Consider the following 4,463-nt stretch of genomic DNA (forward strand, 5'->3'; position numbering starts at 1 on the left):
TCAGCGATTGTACATCTCGTGGTCCACGGCCACTTTGTAGGTCGGGTCGTCCTCCTCGTAGGTACAGTATCTGCCGGCCGCTTTGAGCAGTTTTTTGCAGTCTTCGCTGAGGTGGCGGATCGTCAGCTTTTTGCCCGCCTCTTCGTAGCGTTTGGTGATCTTGTCGATCGCTTCGACGCCGCTGGAATCCATCACGCGTGCCCGCTTGAAGTCCATGACTACTTCGTCGGGATCGTTCGCCACATCGAACTGGTCCAGAAAGCCCTGCACCGAACCGAAGAAGAGCGGGCCGTCGAATTCGTAGATTTTCCGATTGCCTTCGATATAGGTACGGGTGTAGACTCTGGCGTGCTGCCATGCGAAAACCAGGGCCGAAATGATGACACCGATGATGACCGCCATGGCGAGGTCCGTAAAGATTGTGACGATCGTGACGGTGGCGAGTATGAAGGCGTCGGTTTTCGGCATTTTCCGTATGCGGTCGAGGCTCGCCCATTCGAAGGTTTCGACGCTCACCATGAACATGATGCCCACCAGCACGGCGATCGGAATCTGGCCGATGAGATCGCTGAGCGACACGACGAAGAGGATCAGCAGGATCGCCGCCGTCACACCCGAGAGGCGTCCCCGGCCACCGGAGGTGAAGTTGATAATACTCTGGCCGATCATCGCACAGCCGGCCATGCCGCCGAACACGCCGCAGGTGGCGTTGCCCGTACCGAGAGCCACGGCTTCCTTGTTGGCGTTGCCCTTTTCGCCACTCATCTCGTCGAGCACCGAGAGGGTCAGCAGCGACTCGATGAGCCCCACCGCCGCCATGACCGCGGCGTACGGCAGAACGATTTTGAAGGTTTCGAAACTCAGCGGCACGTCGGGCCAGTGGAAGCCGGGCAGATCGCCGGCGATGGACCCGAGATCGGCGACCCGCTTCGTGTCGAGATCGAAGAGTACGGTGACGGCGCTGAGCACAATGATCGCCACGAGGCCTGCCGGTACCGCTTTGGTGAAGTGCGGCAGCATGACCATCGTCGCCATCGTCGCGAACACGAGGATGTACATGATGGGTCCTTCGCCTTCGAACATCGGCAGCTGTGCCAGGGCGATGACGATGGCCAGACCGTTGACGAATCCGAGAATCGCGGGCTGCGGAACGAGACGGATGAATTTCGCCAGCCGCATCAGTCCGAACGCGACCTGGATGAGTCCCGTCAGAACCGTCGCGAAAAAGAGGTACTCGACGCCGTGTGTCGCAACGAGCGAGACCATGACGACCGCGACGCTTCCGGTGGCGCCGCTGATCATACCCGGCTTGCCGCCGAAAAGCGCGGTGATGAGCCCGAGCAGGAAGGCCGTATAGAGGCCCACCAGCGGCGACACCCCGGCGATCAGGGAAAAGGCGATCGCTTCGGGAACCAGTGCGATGGCGACGACGGCACCCGAGAGGACGTCGTTTTTGACACTGTGGCCCGAATAGGCTTTGAGAAGTTGTGCGAACATGTGCGACCTTCATGGGGTTTTGGTAAATCGGAATACTAAGCGCGTGATTATAAGCGAAACGCTCTTAAATGCCATTAAGCTTTTTCATGTATAATGGACTTCTTCGAAAATTCCGCAGGAACTATTAAAAATTCAAATTCAGCCAACCTTAAACAAACTTGATTTAATATGCAACTAGTTAATTAAGACAAAAATTGTCCTAATTAGATTTCAGGAGTTCTAACAATGATGAAAGTCTATCTCGACAACAATGCGACCACGATGGTCGATCCGGAAGTCAAGGCGGCGATGGACCCGTACTTCACGGAGATTTACGGCAACCCCAATTCGCTGCACGATTTCGGAACCTCGTGCCATCCGGCGCTGCGCAAAGCGATGGATCAGATGTATGAAGCGATCGGTGCGCGTGACGAAGACGACATTGTCGTCACCTCGTGTGCGACCGAATCGAACAACTGGATCCTGAAGGGGATCTACTTCGACCTGATCAAGAACGGCGACAAGGATCATATCATCACGACGGAAGTGGAGCACCCCTCCATTACGGCCGTCTGCCGATGGCTCGAAGAGCAGGGTGTGCGTGTGACCTATCTGCCGGTCAACCAGGAGGGTATCGTCGAGGCACATACGGTACGCGATTTCATTACCGACAAGACGGCGCTCGTTTCGATCATGTGGGCGAACAACGAGACGGGAGCGATCTTCCCGGTCGAGCAGATCGCCGAAATCTGTAAAGAGAAAGGGGTGCTGCTCCATACGGATGGTGTCCAGGCGGTTGGAAAAATTCCCGTCGACGTCATTCAGGCGGGTGTCGATTTCATGAGTTTTTCGGCCCACAAGTTCCATGGTCCCAAAGGGGTCGGTGCACTCTATATCCGTAACGGGCATCCGTTGACATCGCTGCTGCATGGGGGAGAGCATATGGGCGGACGCCGTTCGGGTACATTGAATGTTCCGGGGATCGTCGGCATGGGCAAGGCGATCGAGCTCGCCAACTACTACCTAAAATTCGAAGAGGAGCACGTCCGACGTCTTCGCGACAAGCTCGAAGACGCGATTCTGGAACTACCGGATATCTACAGTGTCGGCCCGCGTGCCAACCGTACGCCCAACACGGTGCTGGTTTCGGTTCGCGGTGTCGAGGGCGAAGCGATGCTGTGGGATCTCAACCGCGCCGGCATCGCGGCGAGCACCGGAAGTGCCTGTGCGAGCGAAGACCTGGAGGCGAATCCGATCATGACAGCGGTGGGTGCCGACAGTGAGCTGGCGCACACGGCCGTGCGTCTGAGTCTGAGCCGATTCACGACTGAGGAAGAGATAGACTATACGATCGAACAATTTAAAAAGGCGGTGGAGCGACTGCGTGCCATTTCGAGCACCTACGCCTATATGCCTGAAAATATGAAAGCGTAAGAAAGCAGGAGAAGATTATGGCAAAAACAGATTTGATTGGCGGTAGCATCTGGGAAGAGTACAGCCAGAAAGTTCAGGAGTTGATGAACAATCCCAAAAACCAGGGCGAACTGACCGAAGATGACGCCAAACGCCTGGGCGGCGAGCTGATCGTCGCCGATTTCGGTGCAGAGAGCTGCGGCGACGCCGTGCGCCTCTACTGGATCGTCGATCCGAAAACCGACAAGATTCTCGATGCGAAGTTCAAGAGCTTCGGCTGCGGCACGGCGATCGCGAGTTCCGATACGATGGTGGAGCTTTGCAAAGGCAAGACGGTCGACGAAGCGGTGAAAATCACCAACATCGACGTCGAGAAGGCGATGCGTGACGAGCCCAACACACCGGCCGTTCCGCCGCAGAAGATGCACTGCTCGGTCATGGCGTACGACGTCATCAAGAAAGCGGCATCGCTTTACAAAGGGGTCGACATGGAGAGCTTCGAGGATGAGATCATCGTCTGCGAATGTGCCCGCGTCAGCCTCAACACGATCAAGGAGGTGATCAAACTCAACGATCTTAAAACGGTCGAAGAGATCACCGACTACACCAAAGCGGGTGCTTTCTGCAAGAGCTGTATCAAGCCGGGCGGTCATGAAGAGCGCGAATGGTATCTCGTCGACATTCTTGCCGATACACGCAGAGAGATGGAAGAGGAGAAACTCAAGGAAGCGGCCGAGAAACAGGCGAGCGGCGAAGAGATCTCGTTCAACGACATGACGCTCGTACAGAAGATCAAGGCGATCGACAGTGTCATCGACGAGAGTGTCCGTCAGTACCTGATCATGGACGGCGGTAACATGGAGGTTCTGGATGTCAAGCAGAACGGCCAGTACACCGATGTCTATATTCGTTACCTCGGTGCATGCTCGGGTTGCGCCAGTTCCACGACCGGTACGCTCTACGCGATCGAATCGACCCTTAAAGAGAAGCTCGACCCGAATATCCGCGTTCTGCCTATCTAACTCCTCTTCCCAAAGCCCCTTCCGGGGCTTTTTCTCCTATTTCGTCACTTTGAACTTCAGGTCCGACTGCAGCGTGAATGTTGCCACAGTTCCCGCGGGAATCGTGACCGCTTCACCTTTCGTCAACGCTGCGGCGCCAAGACCCACGAGTGCACCGGTGCGGGCGCCTTTTCCATGGTCGTCATCGACGAGAGCACCGATGCCCGCACCGATGAGGGTTTTTCTGGCAGTGTCGCGACCCTGACTCTTCTTCGCTTCGACACCGATAATACTACTCTGTACATTGACCCGGCGTCCCTTGACGGTAATGCCAGAAAGTTTCAACGCGAGGGCCGATCGGCCGATCATGCGGCCTGCCTGTTCGCGGTCGGCGACCATCACATAGAGGGTCGATCCCTTTTCCGCGATGACGGTACCGTCACTGGCGACGAGTTCGTTCTGGAGGGTTGCCCGGTACTCCTGTCCGACACGGCTGTCGCGGGAGTCGATGGGACTCTCGAGCCGTGCAAAAACCTGGGTTCCGGCACGCAGAACGACGCTGCGGCTCGTTCT

General features: G+C 56.6%; 4 protein-coding genes. 2 read left to right on the plus strand and 2 right to left on the minus strand.

Features of this window, described 5'->3' with window-relative positions:
• Entirely contained in the window at window positions 1-1,497 is a 1,497-nt protein-coding gene (locus Q1K24_RS06755; protein WP_300367876.1) for a SulP family inorganic anion transporter, read from the minus strand.
• A 225-nt stretch (window positions 1,498-1,722) separates the two neighbouring features.
• Here Q1K24_RS06755 and Q1K24_RS06760 point away from each other — a divergent pair, with 225 nt between their 5' ends.
• A complete protein-coding gene (locus Q1K24_RS06760; protein WP_300367879.1) occupies window positions 1,723-2,910 on the plus strand; it encodes a NifS family cysteine desulfurase in 1,188 nt (395 codons plus the stop codon).
• 17 nt (window positions 2,911-2,927) lie between these two features.
• Window positions 2,928-3,911, plus strand: coding sequence for an iron-sulfur cluster assembly scaffold protein (locus Q1K24_RS06765; protein ID WP_300367882.1), 984 nt, complete (start codon window positions 2,928-2,930; stop codon window positions 3,909-3,911).
• 36 nt (window positions 3,912-3,947) lie between these two features.
• On the opposite strand, the gene Q1K24_RS06770 is transcribed toward Q1K24_RS06765, so the two are convergent.
• A partial coding sequence (locus Q1K24_RS06770) for a hypothetical protein (RefSeq protein ID WP_300367886.1) occupies window positions 3,948-4,463 on the minus strand: 516 nt, incomplete at its 5' end.

Source organism: Hydrogenimonas sp. (assembly GCF_029932565.1).
Classification (GTDB): domain Bacteria; phylum Campylobacterota; class Campylobacteria; order Campylobacterales; family Hydrogenimonadaceae; genus Hydrogenimonas.